This is a genomic window from Flavobacterium ustbae, assembly GCF_003946915.1.
Classification (GTDB): Bacteria; Bacteroidota; Bacteroidia; order Flavobacteriales; family Flavobacteriaceae; genus Flavobacterium; species Flavobacterium ustbae.
The window spans coordinates 39,931-63,978 of record NZ_RPOC01000011.1; the positions used below are offsets into that span (position 1 = coordinate 39,931).

The 24,048-nt window shown below is 33.6% G+C and carries 25 protein-coding genes and 1 tRNA gene; 19 read left to right on the top strand and 7 right to left on the bottom strand.

All coding sequences use genetic code 11. The annotated features are described in order from the left end of the window. Positions 1-85 precede the first annotated feature (85 nt). The 4 genes from EG814_RS14375 to EG814_RS14390 form a co-directional block, all read right to left on the bottom strand. Positions 86-964: a cation diffusion facilitator family transporter gene (locus EG814_RS14375; RefSeq protein WP_125722595.1), complete on the bottom strand. Its 879-nt coding sequence runs from the start codon at positions 962-964 to the stop codon at positions 86-88. 90 nt (positions 965-1,054) lie between these two features. After that, complete coding sequence (gene murA, locus EG814_RS14380; protein ID WP_125722596.1) at positions 1,055-2,368, bottom strand: UDP-N-acetylglucosamine 1-carboxyvinyltransferase; 1,314 nt, start codon at positions 2,366-2,368, stop codon at positions 1,055-1,057. Positions 2,369-2,550: 182 nt separating this feature from the next. Continuing rightward, positions 2,551-3,279, bottom strand: coding sequence for a DUF4290 domain-containing protein (locus tag EG814_RS14385; RefSeq protein ID WP_125722597.1), 729 nt, complete (start codon positions 3,277-3,279; stop codon positions 2,551-2,553). A gap of 4 nt (positions 3,280-3,283) precedes the next feature. Next, positions 3,284-3,580 (bottom strand): DUF493 family protein, encoded by a 297-nt coding sequence (locus tag EG814_RS14390; RefSeq protein WP_035649758.1) that lies wholly within the window; start codon positions 3,578-3,580, stop codon positions 3,284-3,286. Between the two features lie 250 nt (positions 3,581-3,830). On the opposite strand from EG814_RS14390, the gene EG814_RS14395 reads away from it, so the two are divergent. From EG814_RS14395 to EG814_RS14425, 7 genes are all read left to right on the top strand, one after another. Then, positions 3,831-4,739: an alpha/beta hydrolase family protein gene (locus tag EG814_RS14395; RefSeq protein ID WP_125722598.1), complete on the top strand. Its 909-nt coding sequence runs from the start codon at positions 3,831-3,833 to the stop codon at positions 4,737-4,739. Between the two features lie 34 nt (positions 4,740-4,773). Beyond that, positions 4,774-5,523, top strand: a complete 750-nt coding sequence (locus EG814_RS14400; protein ID WP_125722599.1) for a barstar family protein — start codon at positions 4,774-4,776, stop codon at positions 5,521-5,523. Between the two features lie 237 nt (positions 5,524-5,760). Next, the gene (locus tag EG814_RS14405) at positions 5,761-6,294 is read left to right on the top strand and encodes an AAA family ATPase (protein WP_125722600.1); all 534 of its coding nucleotides are present in this window, start codon (positions 5,761-5,763) and stop codon (positions 6,292-6,294) included. Between the two features lie 62 nt (positions 6,295-6,356). Beyond that, entirely contained in the window at positions 6,357-8,252 is a 1,896-nt protein-coding gene (locus EG814_RS14410) for a RecQ family ATP-dependent DNA helicase (RefSeq protein WP_125722601.1), read from the top strand. Continuing rightward, the gene (fmt, locus tag EG814_RS14415) at positions 8,252-9,199 is read left to right on the top strand and encodes a methionyl-tRNA formyltransferase (protein ID WP_125722602.1); all 948 of its coding nucleotides are present in this window, start codon (positions 8,252-8,254) and stop codon (positions 9,197-9,199) included. The genes EG814_RS14410 and fmt overlap by 1 nt, the downstream gene beginning before the upstream one ends. Before the next feature lie 180 nt (positions 9,200-9,379). Further along, positions 9,380-9,652: an HU family DNA-binding protein gene (locus EG814_RS14420; protein WP_008464760.1), complete on the top strand. Its 273-nt coding sequence runs from the start codon at positions 9,380-9,382 to the stop codon at positions 9,650-9,652. A 128-nt stretch (positions 9,653-9,780) separates the two neighbouring features. Then, positions 9,781-10,341 (top strand): YqgE/AlgH family protein, encoded by a 561-nt coding sequence (locus EG814_RS14425; RefSeq protein ID WP_115890137.1) that lies wholly within the window; start codon positions 9,781-9,783, stop codon positions 10,339-10,341. Here the strand turns inward: EG814_RS14425 and EG814_RS14430 are convergent. Together EG814_RS14430 and EG814_RS14435 are read right to left on the bottom strand one after the other, a co-directional pair. Then, a complete protein-coding gene (locus tag EG814_RS14430; RefSeq protein ID WP_125722603.1) occupies positions 10,338-11,174 on the bottom strand; it encodes an aminotransferase class IV in 837 nt (278 codons plus the stop codon). The two genes, EG814_RS14425 and EG814_RS14430, sit on opposite strands and share 4 nt — an antisense overlap. Positions 11,175-11,227: 53 nt before the next feature. Continuing rightward, positions 11,228-11,620, bottom strand: a complete 393-nt coding sequence (locus EG814_RS14435; protein ID WP_125722604.1) for an START-like domain-containing protein — start codon at positions 11,618-11,620, stop codon at positions 11,228-11,230. Between the two features lie 150 nt (positions 11,621-11,770). On the opposite strand from EG814_RS14435, the gene EG814_RS14440 reads away from it, so the two are divergent. The 10 genes from EG814_RS14440 (at position 11,771) to EG814_RS14485 (ending at position 19,607) form a co-directional block, all read left to right on the top strand. Then, positions 11,771-11,844 (top strand) — tRNA-Met (locus EG814_RS14440). A gap of 180 nt (positions 11,845-12,024) precedes the next feature. Then, on the top strand, positions 12,025-12,282 hold the full coding sequence (locus EG814_RS14445) for a hypothetical protein (protein ID WP_125722605.1): 258 nt from the start codon (positions 12,025-12,027) through the stop codon (positions 12,280-12,282). Positions 12,283-12,316: 34 nt separating this feature from the next. Further along, positions 12,317-12,703, top strand: a complete 387-nt coding sequence (locus tag EG814_RS14450) for an ACT domain-containing protein (protein WP_125722606.1) — start codon at positions 12,317-12,319, stop codon at positions 12,701-12,703. 211 nt (positions 12,704-12,914) lie between these two features. Beyond that, on the top strand, positions 12,915-13,397 hold the full coding sequence (locus EG814_RS14455) for a GNAT family N-acetyltransferase (RefSeq protein ID WP_125722607.1): 483 nt from the start codon (positions 12,915-12,917) through the stop codon (positions 13,395-13,397). 83 nt (positions 13,398-13,480) lie between these two features. Then, a complete protein-coding gene (locus EG814_RS14460) occupies positions 13,481-14,197 on the top strand; it encodes a type 1 glutamine amidotransferase (RefSeq protein WP_125722608.1) in 717 nt (238 codons plus the stop codon). A gap of 214 nt (positions 14,198-14,411) precedes the next feature. Continuing rightward, on the top strand, positions 14,412-14,933 hold the full coding sequence (locus EG814_RS14465; protein WP_125722609.1) for an RNA polymerase sigma factor: 522 nt from the start codon (positions 14,412-14,414) through the stop codon (positions 14,931-14,933). 47 nt (positions 14,934-14,980) lie between these two features. Next, complete coding sequence (locus EG814_RS14470) at positions 14,981-15,190, top strand: hypothetical protein (RefSeq protein WP_125722610.1); 210 nt, start codon at positions 14,981-14,983, stop codon at positions 15,188-15,190. 10 nt (positions 15,191-15,200) lie between these two features. Continuing rightward, positions 15,201-16,043 (top strand): FecR family protein, encoded by an 843-nt coding sequence (locus EG814_RS14475; protein WP_125722611.1) that lies wholly within the window; start codon positions 15,201-15,203, stop codon positions 16,041-16,043. A 98-nt stretch (positions 16,044-16,141) separates the two neighbouring features. After that, entirely contained in the window at positions 16,142-18,760 is a 2,619-nt protein-coding gene (locus EG814_RS14480) for a TonB-dependent receptor (protein ID WP_125722612.1), read from the top strand. A gap of 4 nt (positions 18,761-18,764) precedes the next feature. Continuing rightward, the gene (locus EG814_RS14485) at positions 18,765-19,607 is read left to right on the top strand and encodes a DUF4249 domain-containing protein (protein ID WP_235830982.1); all 843 of its coding nucleotides are present in this window, start codon (positions 18,765-18,767) and stop codon (positions 19,605-19,607) included. 55 nt (positions 19,608-19,662) lie between these two features. On the opposite strand, the gene EG814_RS14490 is transcribed toward EG814_RS14485, so the two are convergent. Further along, the gene (locus EG814_RS14490; RefSeq protein ID WP_125722614.1) at positions 19,663-20,190 is read right to left on the bottom strand and encodes a GNAT family N-acetyltransferase; all 528 of its coding nucleotides are present in this window, start codon (positions 20,188-20,190) and stop codon (positions 19,663-19,665) included. A 263-nt stretch (positions 20,191-20,453) separates the two neighbouring features. Between EG814_RS14490 and EG814_RS14495 the strand changes: the two genes are divergently transcribed. Then, a complete protein-coding gene (locus tag EG814_RS14495; protein ID WP_125722615.1) occupies positions 20,454-22,799 on the top strand; it encodes a type I restriction-modification system subunit M in 2,346 nt (781 codons plus the stop codon). 3 nt (positions 22,800-22,802) lie between these two features. Continuing rightward, a complete protein-coding gene (locus EG814_RS14500) occupies positions 22,803-24,044 on the top strand; it encodes a restriction endonuclease subunit S (protein ID WP_125722616.1) in 1,242 nt (413 codons plus the stop codon). The last annotated feature ends 4 nt before the right edge of the window (positions 24,045-24,048 follow it).

Below are 24,048 nucleotides of genomic sequence, written 5' to 3' on the forward strand. Positions count from 1 at the left end.
CATAGGCCCATAGTAACAAAGGGACAAAGGCTGAAAATTAAATTCAAAAACCTTTGTCCCTTTGTAGCTATGAACCTTTGAGCCTTCAAGAGTGATAATCATCTGGTTCAATATGAATCAAAACATTTCCTAATTGCGGAATTTGTTCTTTTAGTGTATCCTGTAATTTATGCGACAAATCATGCCCTTCTTTGACAGAAATTTTTGCCGAAACTATCGCATGAAGATCCACATGATAGCGCATTCCTGCTTTTCTTATGTAGCATTTTTCAGTGCCCAGAATCCCAGGAACAGTCAAAGCAACCACACGAATTTCTTCTACTAAATCATCATTTAGATTTTCATCCATGATTTCGCCAAGGGCAGGTCTGAAAATTTTATAACTATTATATAAAATAAAAAATGCGGCAAAAAGTGCTGCCCAATCATCTGCAGATTCGTAGCCCTTTCCCATACACAACGCAATCGAAATTCCGATAAATGCTGCTACAGAAGTTATAGCATCACTTCTATGGTGCCAAGCGTCGGCTGCCAAAGAGGAACTGTTGGTTTGTTTACTTCGTTTCATGACCAAACGAAAGGAATATTCTTTCCAGATAATAATGGCACCTAAAACATACAAAGTCCAAGATTTAGGCAAATCGTGCGAAGTGTTAATATTTGCGATACTTTCGTAACCAATAATTGTTGCAGAGGTAATTAAAAACCCAACAACTAAAAACGTAATTAAAGGTTCGGCGCGACCGTGACCGTAAGGATGATTTTCATCGGCCGGTTTATTAGAATACTTGATTCCGAACAAGACCAAACAAGACGAAAATATATCCGTCGTAGATTCAATCGCATCGGCAATCAAGGCATAAGAATTGCCAAAAAAACCCGCGAATCCTTTTATCAAGGCTAAGCAGGTGTTTCCGACTATACTAAAAATAGTAGCTTTTATAGCTTTTTGTTCATTTGTCATTTAGTGACATTTATTTTTTTTAGCCACGAATTCACGAATTATTTTTGATCATATTTGAGATTAAATTCGTGAATTCGTGGCTAATAAACTTTACGCTCTCACGATTTTTGCTCCAATTGCTCTCAAACGCTCATCGATACGCTCATATCCACGGTCGATTTGCTCAATATTTTGGATTGTACTTGTTCCTTTTGCAGAAAGCGCAGCAATCAATAATGAAATTCCCGCACGAATATCTGGAGAAGACATTGTAGTTGCTTTTAATTGAGATTCGAAATTATGCCCCATAACCACAGCTCTGTGCGGATCACATAACATAATTTTCGCTCCCATATCGATCAATTTATCCACGAAGAATAAACGGCTTTCGAACATTTTTTGGTGAATTAAAACATCTCCTTTTGCTTGTGTTGCCACAACTAAAACAATACTTAGCAAGTCAGGTGTAAATCCTGGCCATGGCGCATCTGCAATTGTAAGGATAGAACCGTCGATATCAGTTTTTACTTCATATCCGTCTTTGTGAGCCGGAATATAAATATCGTCGTTACGTTTTTCGATTGTAATTCCTAGTTTTCTAAAAGTATTCGGAATCAAACCTAGATTTTCCCAGCTAACATTTTTGATCGTGATTTCGCTTTTTGTCATAGCCGCAAGACCAATCCAAGAACCAATTTCGATCATATCTGGAAGAATTCTGTGTTCGCATCCGCCCAAACTTTCAACACCTTCAATAGTCAATAAGTTAGAACCAACTCCAGTGATTTTTGCTCCCATAGAGTTTAACATCTTACATAACTGCTGTAAGTAAGGCTCACAAGCAGCATTGTAAACCGTAGTTTGTCCTTTTGCCAAAACAGCAGCCATTACGATGTTTGCAGTTCCTGTTACAGAAGCTTCGTCAAGAAGCATATCTGTACCCTGAAGTCCTTCCTCTGGAGTTTCTACACCATAAAAGTGATCTTCTCTGTTATATCTAAATTTTGCTCCAAGGTTAATAAAACCTTCAAAATGCGTATCTAATCTACGTCGTCCAATTTTATCTCCTCCTGGTTTTGGAATATATCCTTTTCCGAAACGAGCCAAAAGCGGACCAACAATCATAATAGAACCACGAAGCGCTCCACCTTCTTTTTTGAAAGCTTCGGTTTCTAAATATCCAACATTTACTTCATCTGCTTGAAAAGTAATAGAACCTGGTTCATTACGTTGAATTTTCACCCCTAAATTACCCAACAAAGTGATTAATTTATTGATGTCTATAATATCAGGAATGTTATTAATTTTTACTTTCTCTCCTGTTAGAAGCACGGCACATAAAATTTGTAACGCCTCATTCTTTGCTCCTTGCGGAGTGATTTCTCCTTTTAAAGGTGTTCCTCCTTCGATTTTAAAAATTCCCATAGATCTTGTTTAGGTTCTGAGTTACTGAGGTTCTAAGGTTCTAAGTTTTTTTCTTTTTGTAAAAAGCTTAGCATCTTAGTAGCTTAGACTCTTAGTGGCTTTTTTTGTTTTAGGTTCTAAGGTTCTGAGATTTTGAGGTTCTAAGCTTAGCATCTTAGTACCTTAGCATCTTAGCACCTTTTTTATTTCTGATTATTATTTTTTTGAAAATTCTTTTTCTGACCGCCTTTGTTATTGTTGTTGTTTTTATTATTCTGAGTTTTTGGCTGTGCTCCAGAGGCGGTTTTGTTAGACATGCGTTTATTGGTACGCATTAGATCTGTTGTATTCAAAAGTTCTTCTGTGCTGTGCAGCAAATTTATTTTACCTCCTGACAACTCATACAAATGCTCAAAAATCACATCGTCTTTTACCGTGTCTTTATTCCAGCTTAAGAATGATTTTTTCATATGATTAGCAATGACCATTATCAGTGCATTCTTCATTTCGCCATCTTCCCATTTATTAGCAACATCGATCATGTATTTGATGTTGTTACCATAAAATCTATATTTCGGAAAATTTTGCGGATACTGCAAAACATCTGGCTTTAATTCTAAAACTTCTTTTGAAGGAATCGGATATGGCGATTCTACATTCAGTTTAAAATCAGACATGATAAAAAGCTGATCCCAAAGTTTATGCTGAAAGTCAGGCACATCACGCAAATGCGGGTTAAGACTTCCCATAACCTGAATGATATATTTTGCGGCTTTGTTACGCGTTTCATCGTCTTCAATAGCAGTGGCCTGATCAATCAGTTTTTGCAAATGACGACCATACTCTGGGATAATTAAACGCTGTCTTTCAGAATTATATTCTAAATTGTAGACAACATCGCTTGCGGCTTCTCTTTTATATTTTTCGATCATAAGTTTATAATGAAACTATACCTTCTATTGTAGAAACTTCTTTGTATTTACTAATAACATCGTCTGAGCTGTGCATCGTAACATCTACAGAAACACTGGTAAATTTACCTGTTTTTGATTTTGTTGTTTTAATAACCGCTCCCATTCTGTCAAAAGCTTTTTCTACACGCTCTACGTTGTCTGCTACAGAAGGCACAATAAATTTATATAAGTATTCTGCAGGCCAAGTATTTGCGTTATCTAGCTCTAATTTTAATCTTTCGTAAAATTCGGCTGTATTTTTTTCTTTATCGTTCTCCATTCGTAATTAAAAATAAACGCAAATATACGTTTTTGATTTCAGATTTATGATTTTAGATTTTAGATTTTTTGACTCTAAAAAATGAGAGTTTTTTTGCCACGAATTTCACGAATTGACACTAATTATTTTATTTGAAAATCAATTCACAAATTTTAATTACCTTGCTTAATCAATACAATTAAAAAATTCGTGAATTCGTGGCTATAAAACTCTGCGCCTTTGCGTCTCTGCGAGATTAAAACAAAATTCAATGAAAAAAATCCTTTTCCTTTTTATCGCTCTTATTACAAATTCAATTCAAGCACAAGAAATTAAAACCCTTACGTATTTCCAAAACGATACTTTAAAACTAGATTTAGATTTATACCTGCCAAAAGTAAAAGCGGGCGAAAAAATCCCGTTGATTATGTTTGCTTTCGGAGGCGGGTTTTCCGGCGGAGAACGCACCAGCGAAAAAGATTTCGGGAAATTTATGGCGAAAAATGGTTACGCCGTTGCGAGCATTTCGTACAGTTTGTACATGAAAGGAAAAGATTTTGGCTGTAAAGGAACTTTAACAGAAAAAATAAAAGCAATCCAAATTGGCGTGAGTGATATGTGGCAAGCTACAGGATTTTTAATCGAAAATGCCAATAAATACAATTTGGATACTTCTAAAATATTCATTTCTGGAATTAGCGCTGGTGCCGAAATTGGTTTTCATGCCTCATTCTGGGATTATAAACTAATGAATTTATACAAAAGTAATCTGCCGGAAAACTTTAAATACAAAGGTTTTATTGGAGGTTCGGGCGCGATTCAGGATATTAATCTGATTACGAAAGAAAAAGCGATTCCGATGTTATTGGCGCACGGAAACAATGACGATACGGTTCCGTATGCTGCGGGTTCGCACCGCTCCTGCCCGACTAATGCTTCTGGCTGGCTAATTCTTTTTGGTTCTTATGCCGTTTACAATCAAATGAATGATTTACATAAAGATATTGAACTAATTACTTTCTGTGGCGGAGGACATGAATTTTCAGGTTATCTTTTTCATGATGGAAAAAAATATGTTTTAGATTTTGTGAATGATGTTCTGAAAGGAAAAAAGTTTCAATCGCATTTGATTATTCCAAGTAATAAAAAAGGAAATGGGAAATATTTGTTTTGTGAGTAAGTATAATTAATCAAAATAAAAAGGAACTTAAAAAATGATAGGCATAGGAGCTGATACCGATTCAGGAATAAATATTATTGGATATTTTGATGATATTGAAGGTCTTGAAGGAGAGTATCCATTGGAAAAGAGAGTTGAAGGTTATCCTAGAAAATGTAAGTTAATTTTAAAAGGTGGAATTAACTTTTTTGATTTCGAAGACAGATTAAAAAAAGAATTTACAGAAAATGATAATGGTGGGTATTTTTGCGTCTTGGACAACCAAAACAACATTAAACTAGCTTACTTTTTTTATGATTTAAAAATAATTAATAAACAAGAATTAAATACTACTCTTTTTCACACAGAGATAAGTTGTTTTCTATATGAAGCTTCTAAAGGAGTTAGCGATGTTTGGAAAAGCAGAATTAATAAAAACATAACAGAATACAATCTTTGGGAAAAGCTTGATAAAAAAAAGAGACAAGGATGGCTTGAGGTTGCATTACATTTTCAGCACATTACAGAAGATAAAGAAAATTTGAAAATAACCTTAGATGGCAAATTAGTTGATGATGAAGATTCTTTTTTCTGTGCTCTAGGCGAAAGCATTAATGGCCCCGGAGGATATTTTGGAAGAGGTTATGATTCTCTGCATGATTGCCTGCGTGGGGATTTTGGTATTAAACTACCTTTTACATTAATTTGGAAAAATCATTTAAAAAGCAAAGAAAAGCTGCAAAAAAAATTTAATACCATAGTCAGATTATTAAAATTAGATGATGTTTCTGTAATTTTAGATTAGCAAAAAGATTAAAAATAATTCCAAAAACAAAACCATACTTCCTCCCTAGCCCTGATGGTCCCGAAGCTTCGGGAGAAAATCCTTTTGCTTTTTCTTTAAAAAGCAAAAGATTGAAATGGACATCAGTCTCGAAGTCTCGGGACATGCCTGCAAAAAATGCGAAATCATTCGCTCAAGGCAAATTTTATTTTTTATATATTAATAAGTTTAGGTAAATTTGCGCTTTATTTTTAGAAAGTGCAAAAAGAAATTATAGTCCTGCTTGGTGGTCCTGGAACTGGAAAATCGACGCTTATTAACGAATTGGTCGCTCGCGGCTATTGCTGCTACCCTGAAATCTCTAGACAGGTGACCATGAAAGCGCAACAAGAAGGTATTGAACAATTGTTTTTGGAACAGCCTTTATTGTTTAGCGAAATGTTATTGGAAGGCCGAATTGAGCAATACAAAAATGCTCTTGAAGAACCTGATAATGTGGTTTTTATTGACAGAGGAATTCCAGACGTTGTCGCATATATGGATTATATTGGCGATGAATATCCAGAACATTTTACCAAAGCCTGCACGGATTATAAATATACTAAAACTTTTATTTTACCGCCTTGGGAAGAAATTTACCAAAGTGATACGGAGCGATACGAAAATTTTGAGCAGGCAGTTAAAATTCAGGAACATTTGGTGGAGACTTATCGAAAATATGGTTACGAACTGATTGAGGTTCCAAAAGATACGGTAGAGAACAGAATTCTTTATATCTTAGATAAAATTTAGCGAGGTTTTAAAGTTGCAAAACGAGAAGCTGATTTCTAAATTTTTAACTTAAAACATACGGCATGCTCGAAGCGCAGGATATTCTTCTAAAGTACTGGAAACACGACAGTTTTAGACCACTGCAAAAAGAAATTATCGAATCTGTTTTAGACGGACAGGATACATTTGCGGTGCTTCCGACCGGTGGTGGAAAATCGATTTGTTTTCAGGTTCCTGCCATGATGCAGGACGGAATTTGTCTGGTTATTTCTCCTTTGATTGCTTTGATGAAAGATCAGGTAATGAATCTTCAGAAAAGGGAAATTAAAGCAATTGCCCTGACGGGTGGAATTCATACCGAAGAAATTATTGATCTTCTTGATAATTGCCAATACGGAAATTACAAATTCTTATATCTTTCGCCAGAACGCCTGCAATCAGATTGGATTCTGGAACGCATTAAAAATCTTCCCATTAATTTAATTGCTGTAGACGAAGCGCATTGTGTTTCGCAATGGGGACACGATTTTAGACCTGCTTATCTTAAAATTTCGGAACTGAAAAAATATTTTCCAAAAATTCCCTTTTTGGCTTTGACTGCAACGGCTACTCCGAGAGTTATTGAAGATATCAGAACACAATTAGAATTAAAAAATCCGAATCATTTTCAGCAATCTTTTGAGCGAAAAAATATCGCTTACATGGTTTTTGAAGTCGAAGATAAACTTTACCGCACCGAACAAATTCTTAAAAAGAATCCGCAGCCTTCCATCATATATGTACGAAATCGCAAAGCGTGTTTGAATATGTCTTCGCAATTGCAATCGTTAGGATTTACCGCAACGTATTACCACGGCGGACTTTCATCTAAAGAAAAAGATAAAAACATGCAGCTCTGGATGTCGGAACAGGCGCAGGTTATTGTAGCTACGAATGCATTTGGAATGGGAATTGACAAGGACAATGTAAAAACGGTTATTCATACGCAGCTTCCAGAAAACTTAGAAAATTATTATCAGGAATCTGGACGCGCTGGTCGAAATGGCGCGAAAGCTTTTTCGGTTTTGCTTTATAATAATTCTGATGCCATACAAACGGAACAGCAGTTTTTGAATATTCTTCCCGATAAAAAGTTTTTAAAAACAATGTATGTCAAATTGTGCAATTATTTTCAGATTGCTTACGGCGAAGGTTTAGATGAGTCTTTTTCATTCAAAATGAATCATTTTTGCAATAAATATGACTTTCCTACTCTTAAAACGTATAATTCTTTGCAGTTTTTAAATCAGCAGGGAATTATTACAATGTCTCAGGAATTCTCAGAAAAAATCACTGTTCAATTTTTGATAGAATCAAAAGAAGTGATTCGCTACATGAGCCTGAATCCTAATGATGAAGAGATTTTGTTAGCGATTTTGAGAACCTACCCGGGTATTTATGATGTAAAAGCTAATCTTAATTTAGCTTTGCTCGCAAAAAAATCTAATCATAAAGAAGAACAAATTATAGCTCTTTTAGAAAAACTGAAAGAAAAAGAAATTATAGAATACAAATCTAAAAATAACGACGCCACTATACTATTTAATGAAGTTCGCGAAGACGACTTAACTATAAATAGAATTTCGAAATATTTAGAGAAGCAAAATGAAATTAAAAAGGAACAGCTTTTATCTGTCCTTCACTATATAAAAGATAATAAAGCCTGTAAAAACAGATTGGTTTTGGATTATTTTGGAGAAGAAACAAAAGAAAACTGTGGCATTTGTTCTTACTGCATTACTCTAAAAGGAAAAATTACCGAAACCGATTCGATTGCAGACAAGATCTTATCTTTGCTTAAAACGACTTCCTTGACTTCGAGAGAAATTGAAAACCAGATAAAAATGGATACTAAAGATATTATATCTGTTCTTCAGGAATTACTCGAAAACAATCATATTATCATACAAGCGAATAATAAATACACTTTAAAATCATAATGGAGAAATTGAGAATTATATTTATGGGAACGCCAGAATTTGCCGTTGGCATTTTGGACACCATTATTAAAAATAACTACGAAGTTGTCGGCGTAATTACCGCTGCAGACAAGCCAGCGGGACGCGGACAAAAAATAAAATATTCGGCAGTAAAAGAATATGCGATTGCAAACAATCTTACTCTATTACAGCCAACTAATTTAAAAGATGAAGATTTCTTAGCAGAATTAGAAGCTCTTAATGCCAATTTACAAATTGTAGTAGCTTTTAGAATGTTGCCAAAAGTGGTTTGGGAAATGCCGTCTTTAGGAACTTTTAATCTTCATGCTTCATTGCTTCCAAATTACCGCGGGGCTGCTCCTATTAACTGGGCTATTATTAATGGAGAAACCAAAACTGGAGTTACTACTTTCTTTATTGATGACAAAATTGATACCGGAGCGATGATTTTAAATTCTAAAATCGCTATTGAACCAGAAGAAAACGCTGGCCAGTTACATGATCGTTTAATGCATTTAGGCAGCACAACTGTCATTGACACTTTAAAGGTTATTGAAAGCGGAAATGTCAGTACAACAATTCAAGAAGATAACGACGATATTAAAACGGCTTATAAATTAAATAAAGAAAACTGTAAAATTGATTGGACAAAATCTGGTGCAGAAATCAACAATCTAATTCGAGGCTTAAGCCCTTATCCTGCTTCTTGGTGTTTTTTGAAAGACCAAAATGAAGAATTGAATATTAAAATTTATGAAGCAAAACTAATCTCAGAACCCCATTCTTACGAGACTGGAAAGCTAATTAGTAATAAAAAAGAAATTAAGATTGCAATAAAAGACGGTTTTATTCAGTTATTAAGTCTACAATTTCCAGGAAAAAAGAGAATGCTTGCTTCTGAATTATTAAATGGAGTAAGTTTTTCTGATGTTGCAAAAGTGTATTAACGTCAGTAAAACAGGGGTTTGTACCCGTTTTTCATCGATAAATAACGCTCTTTATGAACAAAAAAAGCAAGTTATCAACAATTTTTGCTAAAAATAAAGAAAACACTTGCACGCAACGGATTTCCTACTAAATTTGTGTATTAACAATTTTTTTTAACCAACAATTAATAACTAATTATTATGAACAAATCAGAATTAATCGATGCTATCGCTGCTGATGCAGGAATCACAAAAGCTGCGGCGAAATTAGCTTTAGAGTCTTTTTTAGGTAATGTAGGAACTACTTTGAAAAAAGGAGGAAGAGTTTCATTAGTAGGTTTCGGATCTTGGTCAGTATCTTCTAGAGCTGCTAGAGATGGTAGAAACCCTCAAACAGGAAAAACTATTAAAATCGCTGCTAAAAACGTTGTAAAATTCAAAGCAGGAGCTGAATTAGAAGGAGCAGTGAACTAAGTAAGAAAGTTCTCTAAACTTATAATATAATTAAAACCTTCCTCATGGAAGGTTTTTTTATGCGGTTTAACGATTTTTTTTGTGATTTTAATTTTTTTATGATTAAATTTAATAAAAATTGTAACCGTATGATTTCAGAAAAATTAAAAAAAGGACACCTGCTTATTGCCGAGCCTTCAATAATTGGAGATTTATCATTCAACAGATCGGTAATTTTATTAGCAGACCATAACAAGGAAGGATCAATAGGTTTTATAATTAATAAGCCATTAAAATACACTATTAATGACTTAATACCAGAAATTGATGCTAATTTTAAGATATATAACGGAGGTCCTGTAGAGCAAGACAACCTTTATTTCATTCACAATATTCCAGAATTAATCCCAAATAGTGTTGAGATTTCTAATGGTATTTATTGGGGAGGAGATTTTGAGTCTACCAAAGACCTAATAAATAACGGATCTATTAGTAAAAATAATATTCGTTTTTTCTTAGGCTACACTGGTTGGGACGAAAATCAGCTTGAGAATGAGATGCAGGGAAATTCCTGGATTATCGCCGATAATAATTACAAGAATAAAATTATCGGAAAATCTACCACTCACTTTTGGAAAGAGCAAATTATTGAGCTTGGTGGTGATTATCTTATTTGGTCTAATGCCCCTGAAAATCCATATCTGAATTAATTTTCAGAAATGGATTCATTTAGTTTCTGCACTAATAAATGCGCCAAATTTGTTGTAAACTCCTTTTTTCGATATTTACTTATCGGCTGTATCCCCATGATTACATTTGTCAAGAATAATTCGTCTGCTTTTTGAAGATCAAACGGCGAAATTATTTCTTCTACTACTTCTATGCCCTCAACTTTTCTACCTAGCGCTAAAATTTGTTTACGCATAATTCCGTTTAAGCAGCCTTCTGAAACTGGTGGCGTAATTAACTTTTGACCAATTACCATAAAAACATTTCCCTGAAGTGCTTCTACTACATTCTTGCTATCATTTAACAACAGACAATTAGCAAGGTCATTTTCGTGCGCATAAATGCTTCCTGTAATATTGATCATCTTATTGGTTGTTTTAAGAGATGATAATAATTGCTTGGTTACATAGAAATCTTTATACAAATCTACTTCGTATTCTTTTGTATTTAATGAGTAAGAAGTATTTCCAAGCACAATAGCATTAATTAAAAACGAAATATCATTGCTTTTTGGAAGATATAATCCCCCATCATTTCTAAAAACAGTAATTCTTGCTCTTGCTGAAGATGCAATATTTAATTGGTTTACTAGATTGAGAATTTGCTCTTCAAAATATTCCATTGTAAAATTCATCGGAATCATCATTCTTACAACTCGCATAGAAGCCATTAGTCTAAAATAATGGTCTTCAAGAAACAAGATTTTTCCGTTGATAATTTTTACAGTTTCAAAAATGCCATCGCCATATAAAAAGGCACGATTTTGAGTTAGTATATTCTCTTCCTGCCCGATGTTTCCGTTAAAATTAATCATAAAAAAACCCTGAATTTTGTTCAGGGCAAATATAAGGTATAAAAAAGAATTTTCTAAACAGATCCTATAAGATGTTTTAGATCTGATATTTGATTCTCCCACAATTGTTTAGCCTCGCCTATTTCTTCTTTATCAGCAAAATCTACCACCATTAGCGATACATCTTTAGTTAATTCATCGACTAAAATATGAAGTTCAAAAAAGTACTCAGTATCTTTACTGCTTTCGTCAACCCATTTAAATTTTACTTTTTCGCCAGATTTTTTTGAAGCCAAGCGTGCTTTTTCCTGAGAATCATTCCAAATGAAAGTAAAAAATTCACCTCTAGAATTAACATTGTCGGCAAACCATTCTTGTAAACCTGATGGCGTTGATATATATTGATACAATAATTGCGGCGAAGAATTGATCGGAAACTCGATTTCGTAACGTATTTTTGAATCCATGTGCTACTTTTAATTTTTTCGAAATATAAGAATATATGTCCAAAAACAATGCATAATTAAAAATATTTTTTTTTCTTCATTTTATGCTTGTATCCTTTAATATTATTTCTATCTTTGCACCCGCAATCAGGAATTCATGATAGCAGTCCAGGCGAGGTAGCTCAGTTGGTTAGAGCGCAGGATTCATAACCCTGAGGTCACGGGTTCAACTCCCGTCCTCGCTACAATAGGCAAAACCCTTAGACAGAAATGTTTAAGGGTTTTTTATTTAAATTAACTCTTCATCGAATGAAAAATTTCAGTGAGGAATCGTTAAAATTGTTATCTTAGAACGCTATTAAAGAGCTAACAATTAAGAGTCTCAATTTCGAAAAAGCAATTTGCATACATAATTCATAAACAGCATGGATATAGTTAAATTTAAAATCACATCAAAAACGATAAAAGTAGAAGTACGAAATTCGAATAACTATGTTTTTAATTTTAATACTGCTTTAGAGATAGAAAAAGCAGACCGCGATGTTTTACTTAAACTTTACAATGCATTAGATCTTCTTTTTAAGAAAGAAGCTACCATTGAAAATAAAAATTACATTTCTCCTAATCAGACTAATATATTAGATCAGATTTCTGCCGCAGATAATTCAGAGTTGGAGGAATAATTCATCTTATTTATTTTCATAAAAAACAGTTTAAATGTCTGGAGAAAAAGATCTCGGTATAATTTTAAAAAATTTAAATCCTATTTTAAATGAAGGCCGATATGTTTATTGCTCATTAAACAATATCGACAACATTCCTTTCTCCAAAATTTTATTTCTTTTTAAAGAAAACGAGGGAATCACTGTAATTCTAAAAAAAGAAGATGCAGACCAACTAAATCTCGATTATTCCTATGTTGCTGCTTGGATTACCTTTAAAATTCATTCTTCTTTAGAAGCGGTTGGAATGACTGCTGCATTTTCAAAAATATTAGGCGAGGCAAACATTAGCTGTAATGTCGTGGCTGCCTATTATCACGACCATGTTTTCATTGATGAAAAAGATGCGGAATGTGCTATGAAGACACTGAAGCGCATCTAAAAATCACTTCATTTTATCTTAAAAACAAATTAGTTTTTTTTCGAAGCCTGCCCTTTTACGCTAGTTTTCAACTGTATCGTTCAAAATATAATTTTCTGTATCTGTATCCTAGCCTATAATTGCTATAATTTTGCATTAGCACCCCTCTTTCATAATACAATAACTACCTTGAAAGTGTAGAATCTGATTTGAAAAAAAAAAACAATATTTAATGGAAAATAACAAACAATTAGAAATAGTTACCTATAACCCTAAATATCTCAAAAGTTTTAAGGATTTAAACATAGAATGGATTTCAAACTATTTTGTAGTAGAACCTAATGATGTAAAAGCGCTCGATCATGCCGAAGAATATATTATAAGTAAAGGCGGGGAAATTTTTTCTGTTATTTTAAATGATGAAGTTTTAGGCGTTTGTGCTTTAATTAAAAATGACGGAACAGATTACGATTACGAATTAGCAAAAATGGCTGTAAGTCCGAAAGCACAGGGAAAACGAATTGGATTACTATTGGCCGAAACAGCTATAAAATGGGCAAAGGAAAAAGGTGCTTCCAAAATTTATCTGGAAAGCAACACCAAACTTCAACCTGCGATTAAACTGTATGAGAAATTAGGATTTGAAGAAATAAAAGGTGTTTCGTCTGGTTATAACAGAGTAGACATTCAGATGATGCTTACGCTGAATTCTTAAAGCTGGACTATTTTATTAAAAGAAAAAGTGGACTATTGCTATTGTTCTTTTTCAAAATAAATTTGCTTTAAATGGTAAAGACGATGAACATACACATTATACAACACGAAACCTACGAAGCTCCAGGCGCCTATCTAAATTGGGCTGAAAGCAGAAATTATACAATATCTTTTTCTAAAGTTTATGAAAATGATGCATTGCCAAATTCTGTTGACTTAATAGATATGCTGATTATAATGGGCGGGCCTCAAAGTCCAAATACGACTCTAGAAGAATGTCCTCATTTTAATGCCGAAGCTGAAATTTCATTAATGCAAAAGTGCATTGCTGCGGGAAAAGCAGTCGTTGGAGTTTGTTTAGGTTCACAATTAATTGGCGAAGCTCTGGGCGCAAACTTCGGTCATAGTCCAGAAAAAGAAATTGGAGTTTTCCCGATCACTTTAACCGAAAACGGAATTAAAGATGAAAAAATAAATCATTTTGGTTCTGTTCTAAATGTTGGACATTGGCACAACGATATGCCAGGTTTGACAAAAGAAAGTAAGGTTTTGGCTTTTAGCGAAGGCTGTCCTGTCCAGATTGTTTCTTATTCTAATCTTGTCTATGGTTTTCAGTGTCACATGGAATTAACCGCTGAGGTTGTTTCTCTTCTAATTGAGAGTGAAACTGATTTATTGGCCAAAAGCAAAAAACACCAATTTGTTCAAAATCCAGAAGAAATTCTTTCGCATGATTTTAGTGAAATGAATGAAAAACTTTTTCAGTTTTTAGATAAACTTGTCGACGACTATAAAAGTTAGAATTTATAATCAACAATAAAAGTAAACCCTTCGACTAATGTTTAAGGGTTTTTATTTGAAAAATGCTGTAACATTTCTCCAATAAAAGCGTTCAATCTTAAATTAAATTACGGTTCTTTGCAACTAATTACATTTTGAGGTTACTCAATTTCCGAATACAATAATATTGACACCAATGAGTTTAGACTAGGAAGCTAGTCACGATATTTTCGTTATGGACAATAAAAAGTTTATTTTAAGTTTAAAAAAAGGTAATGAAGCAGCTTTCAAAGAAGTATACTTCAGCTACTACGACAAACTTATCAATATTGCCAAACGATTTAATTCTTCTGTTTTTACTCCCGAAGATTTTGTTCAGGAAACTTTCATAAGACTTTACAATAAAAGAGAACTCTTAAACGAAGAAGTTTTATTCGATAAGCAAATATTTGTGATCTGCAAGAACATTATTATCAATCATGTTAATAGAGAAAACAAAGTAATTCCGTTAGATCCTGTTCAGGTTGATATCCCTCAGGAAGAACCAGAATCGGGAATTTTTGAAGAAAGACAAGAAAAATTACAAAACTTCATCAGTCAGCTGCCAGAACAGCAGCAAAAAATATTCACTTTACATAAACTGGAAAACCTTAGCTATAAGGAGATTGCAGAAATAACGGATCTTTCTGAAAAGACCATTGCCAATCATATTTATCTTGCCAGTAAATTTATTCGAAAAAAAATCGAAAACCATTAGGAACTTTTTAGTTCTCGTTTGTTATACTAAAAAACAAAGAACTAAAAATGCACATCGAAGCGTATAAAACGAATGTTAGAACCAAAAAAGATGCAACTCTACTGACTGCACTTTTACAGTTCGTTATTTCCGACTGCATCATAAATTTCGATAAACAAGGACGTGAAAATGTTCTTAAGATCGAAACCAATAGAGAAATTCACGAAATGGTTTATGGTGTTTTTACTAAACAGGGATTTCAATGTCAACTTATTTAAAAATCTGAAAATGGATAACGAAAAATTTGACAAGGAATTCGAAAAACTTTGGAACGAAACTTCCCATTCTCATTCAAATGAAGAAAAAGAAACTTCGTGGGAAGAATTTCGCGCCAAAACGTTTACTCAAAAGAAACGTTCCTTGAGAACGTGGCACTATTATTCTGCTGCCGCTGTTTTACTTTTTGTTTTAATTGGAACTGGAATTTACTTTGACAGCAATCCTGTAAACGAAAATGCTGTTCTAGCCGAAACGGTAATCCAAAATACGACCTCAGCAACCAAATATGTTGTCTTGCCAGACAGCTCTAAAGTAGAATTAAGTCCAAATTCAAAAATTAAATATGGAGAAAATTTTGCTTTAAATAGAAAAATTGAAATTAAAGGTCAAGCGTATTTTAAAGTTAAAAAAGACAAGCAGCATCCGTTTCAGGTTTTCTGCGATGAAACGACAACAACAGTTTTAGGAACTTCTTTTACCGTTAAGGAATCTGGAAACGAAGAAATAACCGTTGAACTTTTTGAAGGAAGCGTAGAAATGAGCGTAAAAGGAAAAGATCAAAAATGGATCTTGAAACCTGGCGATAAATTCACATATGCAAACCAAATTGCTTCGGTAACAGAATTCAGCCGATTTGTAGATTTTGATGACAAAAAACTCTCTGTTATCAGTCAATATATTGAAGAAAACTACGGCTATAAAGTCAGTATTCCGAAAGAAAATCTAAATCAGAAAATCACGATTCGAATCAATAAAAAAGAAGATTTAAAAACGATTGTTCAACTAATATCCGAAATGTATAACCTAAACTTTGAAATAAATGAAGATTTAAAGCAGATTAATTTTCAATAAAAACAAAAAGGATGTAAGCCGCGAAACTCCACATCCTCCTAATATTCAGGATAACACGAGGTTATTCCATTTAATAATATTCAAAAATACAAAATTTCATGAAGCATATAATTTCAGCATGCTTTTTTTTATTCAGCTTAGGTATGTCTGCTCAAGGCGTTACGGTAACTGTAGATCAAAATGTAACTTTAAAAGAATTCTTCAAACAGATTGAAAGCCAAACCGATTTTAAATTTGCTTTTACAGATCAAATCGATACCAATAAAAAGTATTTTACACAAAATAAAACTTTTAAAAATATCGAAATCAGTAAGCTTATTACCGAATTAAATCAGATTTCGTCTGTACAATTTTCTATAGTGGGCAATAATATTTTTGTGAAGCAGAAAGCTCAAACGCAAAAGCCTGCCAAAAAAAAAAGCAAGCTAAGCGGAACCGTTTATGATGATGAAAGACAGCCTGTAATTGGTGCTAATATTTACATTAAAGAACTGGAAACGGGCGTTGTAACAGATGCAAACGGAAAATATAGTATTGAGGTTCCAAACGGAAACTATACCGTTCAGGTGAGTTATGTAGGTTTTAAAAATGAAGAAAAACGTGTTTCTGTTTCTGATGACAACAGAGTTAATTTCAACATAGATTCTGATAGCCAACAATTGGGAGAAGTTATTGTGGTGGCCAATAAAGCGGTTGACATCAAAACAACACAAATGAGTGTGAACAGACTTTCTATGCAGGAAATCAAGAAAATTCCGGTTGCAATGGGCGAAGCCGATCCTTTAAAATCGATTTTGACTTTGCCAGGTGTAACCAATGCGGGAGAAGCTTCTTCTGGTTTTAACGTTCGTGGTGGTGCTGCAGATCAGAATTTGATTCTTTTGGATGGCGCTCCTGTTTATGCCGACTCCCACATGTTTGGGTTCTTTTCTATTTTCAATGCTGATGTCGTTAGCGGTTTAGATTTATACAAAGGCGGAATTCCGTCAAAATTTGGAGGGCGTGTTTCTTCTGTTCTAGATGTTACACAACAGACGGGAGATTTTGAAGAATATAAAGTAAATGGTGGAATCGGGATTATCTCGAGCCGGCTTTTAGTTCAAGGTCCGCTTGAAAAAGAAAAAGGTTCTTTTATTCTTTCTGGACGTGCTTCTTATGCACATTTATTTATGAAACTGGCTGACAATAATAACTCAGCTATGTTTTACGATTTGAATGCGAAATTAAATTATCGTTTTAATGCCAAAAACACATTGTCTTTTTCTGGTTATTTCGGAAACGATTTATTTGACATTAATGATCGTTTTGCGAGTACGTACGGAAGCACAATGGGAATTTTAAACTGGAAACATCAATTTTCTGATCGTTTAAACAGTAACTTGTCTACTTTCTATAGCGATTACAGGTTTAATCTAGAAATTCCGATTGAAAGTTTTCAATGGGACAGCAATATTCAGAGTTACGGATTGAAATACAATTGGAATTTCCAGCAGTCGGAGAAATTCAAAATCAATTATGGTGTTGATGGTTTGTATTATAATTTTAATCCTGGAGTTGTAAAACCAACTTCTTCAGATTCTCAGTTTAATTATATGCAGCTGGACAAAAAATACGCTTTAGAAGCTTCTGCTTTTGTTGATTTTGAAAATCAGATTACAGAGAAATTGAATTTCCGCTACGGACTTCGTTACAGCATGTTTTATCGTTTAGGAGATGAAACGATCAGCACTTACGAAAATGGTCAGGCTGTAGTCTATAATCCGTTATATAATATTTACGAAGAAGGTACGCCAACGGGAAGTATCTCTTATGGAAAAGGAAAAACCATCAGCAAATTCGATAATTTTGAACCGCGAGCTGCCTTATCTTATGCCTTTAATGAAGAAACTTCGGTAAAAGCAAGTTACAACAGAATGGCGCAGTACATTCATATTTTATCCAACACGCAGTCTCCGTTACCAATGAGTATCTGGACTCCAAGTGGACCTTTTACAAAACCTCAGCTTTTGGATCAGTATGCGATGGGTTATTTTAGAAATTTCAAAGACGGCGATTACTCTTTAGAAACCGAATTATTCTACAAAAATGTTCAAAATCGTATTGACTATATTGACGGCGCTGATGTTTTGGCTAACAACAACATTGAGCAAGTTATTTTAAACGGAAAAGCCAGATCGTACGGAATGGAATTACTGTTCAGAAAAAATAGAGGCGTTTTCACCGGATGGGTTTCTTATACCTTATCTCGAGCAGAACAAAAAACGCCTGGAAGAACTCCCGAAGAACCAGGAATTGCAAATGGCAACTGGTATTTATCTGGTTACGACAAAATGCATAATTTGAGTATTGTAGGAAGTTATGAACTAAACCCGAAATGGTCTTTTAATGGAAATTTCACTTTACAATCTGGTCAGCCAGTAACGTATGCAAATGGTTATTATGAAATGGGCGGTATTCACGTTCCAAATTATTCTTTAAGAAACGAAAACAGATTGCCTCTTTTCCACCACTTAGATCTTGCGGCGACTTACACACCAAAACCAGATAAAAAGAAAGGATGGCAAAGCTATTGGGTTTTTAGCCTTTATAATGTGTACAACAGAAAAAATGCGGCTTCTATGAGTTTTACAACCAATGAAGATACGGGGGCAAATGAAACCAGAAGACTTTCGATTTTCGGAATTGTACCTGGAGTTTCTTATAATTTTAAATTTTAATGCTATGAATAAATTGAAAAAATATACAGTAATGAACAGAGCACTGGCATTAATAACTCTTCTTTTTGTTTTTTCTTTCGCTTCATGCGAAGATGTGGTAAATCTTGATTTGCCAACTGGCGAAACCAAACTGGTCATTGACGCCGAAATTATCTGGAAAAAAGGAACTGACGGAAAAGAACAAACCATAAAAATCAGTAAAACGGCTCCTTATTACAGCGGTTCTACACCAAAAGTTTCGGGCGCGCAAGTACGAATAGAAAACAGCAATGGCGACATTTTTACTTTTAACGAAACGGAAGCAGGAGTTTACAAATGCACCAATTTTGTTCCTGTAATTGATGCCGATTATAAATTATTTGTAGATGCGGAAGGACAAAGTTTCACGGCGACTGAAAAACTGACTTCTGTAAGTCCAATTAATAAAGTAGAACAGAAAATTGTTCCAGATTTTGATGGGAAAGATATCATCGAACTGACTTTTTATTACAACGATCCCGCAGATCAGACTAATTTTTACGTAACCGATTATCAAAGCGAATTCTTGATTTATCCAGAATACGAAATTACAAATGATGAATTCTATAACGGAAACGAAATCAGTACGAGATATTCTAGCGAAGACGACATAAAACCTGGAAATACCATAACGATTACACATCGAGGCGTTTCTAAGAATTTCTTTAATTATTGGAAACTAATTTTGGAAGCTTCAAACTCAAATCCGTTTTCTGTTCCTCCGGGAACCATTAGAGGAAATATTGTCAATAGTACTGATGCCAATAATTTTGCATTTGGTTATTTTAGACTTTGCGAAGCCGATCAGGTTCCTTATTTGGTACAATAAAAACCCGTTTATTTAAAAAACACAAAAGCCTTAAACATTTCGTTTAAGGCTTTTCTTATATCCAATCTGCTTTGTCAATCTGATACACAAAATTCAATTTTGGTTTTTCTCCGAAGTAAGCTACTTCTTCTTCGGCAATTTTTTCGGCTCCCACTCTTGAGATTGCAATTTGAGAACGGAAATTTTCTGAACCGACATGAAACCTAACTTTAGAAACATATTCAAAAAGATAATCAAGCATCATTTTTTTTACGCTTAGATTAAATCCTTTTCCCCAGCAGGAAACCGTATAAAAAGTATAACCAATAAAAATACAATCTTCTTCCTGATTAAAATCGTAAAATCTTGTACTTCCTACAACTTCTTCAGTTGCTTTATTTATAATTTTAAATGCGCCTTTGCTTTTAATGGCTCCTTCAAAAAAAATTTCAAAAACTTCTTTCTTCCATCGGTCTTTGTTGGGATGCTGTTCCCAAATTTTAGGATCAGAAGCAGCTTTATATAAAACATCAAAATCGTTTTCTTCTAAAGGAGATAAGATGCAAAGATCGTTTTCTAAAACAGGTTGTAGGTTTAAATTCATTGCTTGTTTTTTTTTGAATTCTAAAATTAAGGAAAAAACATAGAAAAGCCTTCAAAGTCAAAAACTGAGTTTGGAGGTTTTCATTTTATAAAATCGAAAATTATTAGTGAATAAAAAAGAAAAATATGGTTATCCGTAAATTAAATTAAAATGTATAACTTAAATTTACACACAATATTAATTAGAGAAATACACTATTCATAGTATATTGCTTAAATATATTTATATTAAAATTTAAACTAATAGAATACCAAAATAAATTAATGAATCAATCAGTACACAACAAATTAGTTTCTTTTATATGGTCAATTGCAGACGATTGCTTGCGAGATGTATATGTACGCGGAAAATATCGTGATGTAATTTTACCAATGGTGGTTTTACGCCGTTTAGATGCACTTCTTGAACCAACAAAAGAAGCTGTTTTGGAAGAATTGGCATTTCAGCGCGATGAAGCACATATTACAGATTGGGACGAAAAAGGATTGCGTGCCGCTTCTGGTTATGTTTTTTACAATACAAGCGAATGGACTTTGCAAAGATTGCACGGAACAGCAACAAATAGTCAGCAATTATTACAAGCAAATTTTGAGGATTATTTAAATGGTTTCAGTAATAATGTTAAAGAAATCATTGAGAAATTCAAGCTAAAAAGTCAAATCCGGCATATGGCAACAAAAGACGTGTTGCTTGATGTGTTAGAAAAATTTACTTCTCCAGATATTAATTTAACCCCTTTTGAGAAAACCGACAGTAATGGTCGTAAACTTCCTGCTTTATCAAATTTAGGAATGGGATATGTTTTTGAAGAATTAATTAGAAAATTTAACGAAGAAAACAACGAAGAAGCTGGAGAACACTTTACTCCACGTGAGGTAATTGACTTAATGACACACATTATTTTTGACCCAATCAAGAATAATTTGCCTCCAGTTATGACCATCTATGATCCTGCTTGCGGAAGCGGTGGAATGTTGACTGAATCTCAAAACTTCATAAAAGATGAAGATGGAGAAATTCGTGCAAAGGGTGATGTCTATTTGTATGGGAAAGAAATCAACGACGAGACATATGCGATTTGTAAATCGGATATGATGATTAAAGGGAATAATCCTGAAAATATTCGTGTTGGTTCGACATTGTCTACGGATGAATTTGCAGGAACTACTTTCGATTTTATGTTATCTAACCCTCCTTACGGAAAATCATGGGCTAGTGAGCAAAAATATATTAAGGACGGAAAAGATGTAATTGATTCCCGTTTTCAAATAAAACTAAAAAACTATTGGGGAATCGAAGAAGACGTTGACGCTATACCACGTTCATCAGATGGACAATTGTTGTTTTTGATGGAAATGGTCAGCAAAATGAAACCACTTTCACATAGTAAAACAGGAACACGAATCGCTTCTATACATAACGGAAGTAGTTTATTTACCGGAGACGCAGGAGGTGGCGAGAGCAATATTCGTCGTTATATTATTGAAAACGACTGGCTCGAAGCCATTGTACAATTGCCAAATAACCTATTTTACAATACAGGAATTACAACTTATATCTGGATTTTAAGCAACAACAAAACCGAAAAAAGGAAAGGTAAAGTACAGCTCATAGATGCAGGACAATTGTATCGTAAACTTCGCAAGAACTTAGGAAATAAAAATTGTGAGTTTGCGCCTGAACATATCACAGAAATAGTAAAAACGTACAATGATCTGGAAGCTATTGAACGTAAAACCGATAATGAAATTGCTTCAAAAGTATTTGACAACAATGATTTTGGCTATCACAAAGTAACAATCGAAAGACCAAAACGTTTAAAAGCTCAATTTACAAAAGAGCGAATTGAAGAGTTACGCTATGACAAATCGCTAAAAGAAGCAATGGAATATGCGTATAAAACATATGGCGAAGAAGTTTATACCGATATTGCAAAACACAAGAAAGAGATTCTGCATTGGGCAGAAAAGCAAGAACTTAATTTAAACAGTAAACAAGAAACTGCTTTAACAAGCAAAACTTTGTGGGAAAAACAAAAATTTTTGCTAGACAATGGTTTGCAATTATTTCAAAAAACGGGAACAAAAGAATTTAATGATTTTAACGAGTTTCGTGTAAAAGTTGATGAGGTAATTAAATCTGAAAAACTAAAACTTTCTGCTTCCGAAAAAAATGCAATCCTTAATGCTGTTAGCTGGTATGATGAAGAAGCTGAAAAAGTGATAAAAGGAACCGTAAAACTGACTGGCGAGAAGTTAGAAAAGGTTTTAAATCATTTGAATTGCTTAGAAAATGAATTACCTAATTACGGCTATTTTACAACAGCAAAAAAAGGAGAATATATCACTTATGAAACTGAAAGCGACTTACGTGATTTTGAAAATGTACCACTCAAAGAAAATATTTACACCTATTTTTTACGTGAAGTAAAACCACATGTAGAAGAAGCCTGGATAAATCTTGATAATACTAAAATTGGTTACGAAATAAGTTTTAATAAATATTTCCACCAATATAAACCATTACGTGACATTATAGAAGTTACTAAAGATATCGTTGATTTAGAGAAATTAAGTGATGGCTTAATTGCCGAAATTTTAAGCTTGTAAAATATGAAAAAATACGACAAGTATAAAAATAGCGGTGCGGAATGGTTAGAAGAAATTCCTGAGCATTGGGAAGTGAAAAAATTTAAGTTTGTTTCACATACCCAGAAAGGAAAACTTCCAAATAAAATTACTTCAATAAATGAATTAGAACTACCGCCATATATGAGTATGGAATACTTAAGAGGAGGAGAAGAAAATCAATGGGTAATTGATAAAAATGCTAAAATTATTGACGAGGGAGAAGTGCTATTACTTTGGGATGGTTCAAATGCAGGAGAATTTATAAAAAGCAGAAAAGGAGTTATATCCTCAACTGTAGCACAAATTGAATTTAAACACATTAATAAAGGCTTTGCTTGGTATTATTCAAAACTTTTGGAGATTGAATTAAGAAAAAAAAACATAGGAATGGGAATTCCCCATGTTAATGGAAATGAGTTAAAAAATTTTCTAGTAGTTATACCTCTAATCGAAGAACAAACCGCAATAGCCAATTTTCTTGATGATAAGACCAAGAGGATAGATCAAGCTATTGCCATTAAACAAAGACAAATAGAACTGCTTAAAGAACGCAGACAAATATTGATTCATAAAGCTGTTACCAGAGGTTTGAATGATGTTGCAAAGTTGAAAGATAGTGGTGTGGAATGGATTGGGGAGATTCCTGAGCATTGGAAGGTGAAACGTTTAAAGTATGTAGCCGAAATAGTGTATGGTATTTCTCCTCATGAAAAAACATACAATGATGAAGGAGAAGGAACAGTTCTTATAAATGGCCCTGTTGAGTATTCTGAAACAGATTTTGGATATACAAGATCATTAAAATGGACAACATCACCGGTAAAATTTGCAAAAAAAGGAAGTTTGCTTTTCTGTTTACGTGGTTCAACTACAGGAAGATTAAATATATGTCATCAAGATGTGGCAATTGGAAGGGGTTGTGCTTCAATATTGGGCAGAGAAAACCATGAATTTCTTATTAAAACAGTTATTGCCTTAAAAGAAAGAATTGTTGAAACTTTTAAAGGTTCAACTTTTCCGAGTGTAACAAGTTCAGATTTGGATAATTATAGTATTCCATTACCTCCAAAAGAAGAACAAACAGCAATTTCAGAATACATCGAAATCGCCACGAACAAAATCGCCACCGCCATTTCTTTAAAAGAGCAAGAAATTGAGAAATTGAAGGAGTATAAAATGAGCTTGATCGATGGAGTTGTTACTGGTAAGATAAGGGTTTCTTAAATGG